The sequence below is a fragment of the Protofrankia sp. CiP1_Cm_nod2 genome (genome assembly GCF_920664355.1).
Taxonomy (GTDB): Bacteria; Actinomycetota; Actinomycetes; order Frankiales; family Frankiaceae; genus Protofrankia.
This window is the reverse complement of sequence record NZ_CAKKTL010000155.1, coordinates 7,599-10,564: the sequence shown is the minus strand read 5'-3', so window position 1 is coordinate 10,564 and position 2,966 is coordinate 7,599. Positions and strand designations below refer to the sequence as shown.

Here is a 2,966-nt window from a genome sequence, read left to right as displayed (position 1 = left end):
ACCGACGCCACCGGCGAGTCGGTGGCGCGCCGTTTCGGCTACGCCTACGTCGACAGCTACGGCACCGTCAGCCCCGCCGGCCCCGCGCCGTACCTGGACTGCGTCGCCGCTCCCGCGAGCCCGGCGACCGACGCCGCACGTGCCGTCGCGTGGCTTGCCGAGGCCGAGGACACGGCCACGAGCTGGATCATCGCCAACCGGCTCCCCGAGTACCTCACCGAGGTCCAGCCCCGCCGGCTGGCGGAGCTGACGAAAGCCCGCGACCTGGTCACGAAGCGCCTCACCGCGGAGAGCGAGCGCCTGCTGTTCGAGGCGGCGATCGCCTCGGAGAATGAGCGGAAGGGCGAGAAGCCCAGGGAGTCGTCGGAGAGCCTCAACCGCAAGGCGGTCGAACTCGACAGCCGGCTCCGCAGGCGCCTGGAGCTGCTCGACCAGCAGCAGCTCATGTCCACCAGGCCGCCCCGCCTCGTCACCGCCGCCCTCGTGCTGCCCGTCAGCATGTTCGACGACGAACTGCCGCCGTCCGCGCCGATGCACGCCAAGGAGACCAGGGAGGTCGAGCGCCGCGGCGTCGACCTCGTCCTGGCGCGCGAGCGAGAACTCGGCCGCCAGCCCGTCGAGCAGGCGTTCAACAATCCCGGCTTCGACATCCTCTCGACCGACGCCCAGGGCGACACCTACCGCATCGAGGTCAAGGCCCGCCTCGACGGCGCCACCGACTTCTTCGTCACCCACAACGAGGTGATGACCGGCAAGAACGCCGTCCCACGCTACCGGCTCGCGCTCGTCAGGGTCGACCCGCGCGGGGCGCGGCACGACGAGGTCCGCTACCTCGACGCCCCCTTCGCCACCACCGACCTCGGCGACTTCGAGGCCACCGGCCTGCGCGGCGACTGGGCCAGGATGTGGGCCAAGGGCAGCACCCCGTTCTGATGGTGACAAGCCCGTTGGTTGCCGCTGAGCCGCCCAGCCGGTCTCCGGGGACGAGGAAGAGGACGTCGTGCAGAAACGCAAGTTGATCGAGGTCGCGCTGCCGCTGGAGGCGATCAACCGGGAGTCCGCCCGGGAGAAGTCCATCCGGCACGGACACCCCTCCACGCTGCACCTGTGGTGGGCGCGCCGTCCCCTCGCGGCTGCGCGCGCCGTGCTGTTCGCCCAGCTCGTCGACGACCCGTCCGCACGGCCCGAGGAGTTCCCCACGGAGGAGCTGCAGCGCAAGGAGCGCGAGCGGCTGCACGAGCTGATCGAGCGGCTTGTGGTGTGGGAGAACATCCGTGACGAGAAGCTGCTCGCCGAGGCGCACGCCGAGATCCTCAAGTCCACCGATGGCAAGCCACCAGCGATCCTCGACCCGTTCGCGGGCGGTGGCACCATCCCCCTGGAGGCCCAGCGACTCGGCCTGGAGGCGCACGCCTCCGACCTCAACCCCGTCGCCGTCCTCATCAACAAGGCGCTCATCGAGATCCCACCCAAGTTTCGCGACCAGCCTCCCGTCTACCCCGGCCTGGCCGACTCCGAGATCCGCGCCTGGAAGGGCGCCGAGGGCCTGGCCGCCGACGTGCGCGCCTACGGCGCCTGGATGCGCGACGAGGCCGAGAAGCGCATCGGCCATCTCTACCCCAGGGCCACCCTCCCCGACGGCACCAAGGCCACGGTCATCGCCTGGATCTGGGCCCGCACCGTCACCTGCCCCAACCCCGCCTGCGGCATCGAGATGCCCCTGGTCCGCTCCTGGTGGCTGGGCAAGAAGAAGGGCAAGGAGTCGTACGTCGTCCCGTCCGTCGTCCCCGACCCCACCCACCCTTCGGGGCAGCGGGTCGCGTTCACCATCGGACACGACAAGGCCGGCGCGCCGACCGCTGCCACGGACGGGACGGTCTCGAAGACCGGTGCCCGGTGCCTGGCCTGCGACGCGGCGGCGGACCTGAAATACGTACGTGCCGAGGGCCGCGCCGGGCGTCTCGGTGCCCAGCTCATGGCCGTGGTCGCCGAGGGCAACCGGCAGCGCATCTACCTCGCCCCGACCGACGAGCACGTCAAGGCCGCCGATGTCGAGCGACCCGACGACGTCCCTGAGGCATCTCTCCCGGCCGAGGCCCTCGGCTTCCGGGTACAGGCCTACGGCATGACGAGGTGGGCCGACCTGTTCACCAACCGCCAGCTCACCGCACTGACTACCTTCAGCGACCTGGTCTCCGACGCCCGCGAACGGGTCCTCGCCGACGGCGGCACCGAGGCGTACGCCGACGCAGTTGCTACCTATCTCGGGTTCGTCGTGAGCCGCCTGGCTGACTATCAGTCATCGATCACGACGTGGGCAAGCAATCCGCAGATGGAGATTCTCCGCAACATCTTTGCTCGGCAGGCGATCCCGATGACCTGGGACTACGCGGAGGGAAACCCATTCGCGGATAGTTCGGGAAGTCTCGTACGAATGACGAATGCTGTCACCGAGGCAGCGGAGCGCCTCGACGGGCGCGGCCCTGGTGTGGCCCAGCAGCGCGATGCTGTCGTTGCCGTGTCGGGACCCGTTCTGATCAGCACCGACCCGCCATATTACGACAACATCGGCTACTCCGATCTGTCGGACTTCTTCTACGTATGGCTGCGTCGGTCGCTGCGCGACGTACACCCAGATCTCCTAGCGACGATGCTGGTCCCGAAGGCAGAAGAGCTTGTTGCGAACCCTTTCCGCCAGGGCGGCAAGGAGGGCGCACAGCAGTTCTTCGAGGATGGCTTCCGCAAGGTCTTCGCACACGCGCGGGAGGTCGCACGAGACGACCTCCCGATCACCGTCTGGTACGCCTTCAAGCAGAGTGACGCCGATGAGGCTGGCGAGGCATCAACGGGCTGGGAGACCCTGCTTGAGGGCATGATCCGCGCGGGCTGGTCGATCACGTCGACATGGCCAAGTAGGAGCGAGAAGAGCGGCCGTATGAGAGACGTCGGCTCCAACGCGTTGGCTT

Annotated in this window: 2 protein-coding genes; both read left to right on the top strand. The window is 68.9% G+C overall.

Annotated elements, in window-relative coordinates; all coding sequences use genetic code 11:
- A partial coding sequence (locus tag NBW84_RS16600; RefSeq protein ID WP_250285650.1) for a DUF3883 domain-containing protein occupies positions 1–933 on the top strand: 933 nt, incomplete at its 5' end.
- Between the two features lie 67 nt (positions 934–1,000).
- The coding region (locus tag NBW84_RS16595; protein ID WP_250285649.1) for a DUF1156 domain-containing protein at positions 1,001–2,966 on the top strand (1,966 nt) is incomplete at its 3' end.